1 protein-coding gene is annotated in these 234 nt (G+C 53.0%); it reads left to right on the top strand.

Annotated elements, in window-relative coordinates:
* Positions 1-230 (top strand): DNA gyrase subunit A (locus KVT36_RS32260; RefSeq protein ID WP_254640289.1); only part of this gene is annotated, 230 nt, incomplete at its 5' end.
* Positions 231-234 lie beyond the last annotated feature (4 nt).

Below are 234 nucleotides of genomic sequence, written 5' to 3'. Positions count from 1 at the left end.
CCTGGCAGCTGAGCTACGATGGCCGTAAGAACGTGCCGCTCACCCTGCCCATGAAGTTCCCGCTGCTGCTGGTACAGGGCGCGGAAGGTATTGCCGTGGGCCTTTCCACCAAAATATTACCGCATAACTTCTGCGTGCTTATAGATGCTTCCATTAAATACCTGCGGGGTAAAAAGTTTGAGCTGTACCCCGACTTTATGATCGGCGGTATGATAGATGTAGCCGGGTAGAACG

Source organism: Chitinophaga sp. GbtcB8 (genome assembly GCF_019091455.1).
Classification (GTDB): Bacteria; Bacteroidota; Bacteroidia; order Chitinophagales; family Chitinophagaceae; genus Chitinophaga.
The sequence above is the reverse complement of the archived record's forward strand: the minus strand, read 5'-3'. Positions and strand labels throughout refer to the sequence as shown.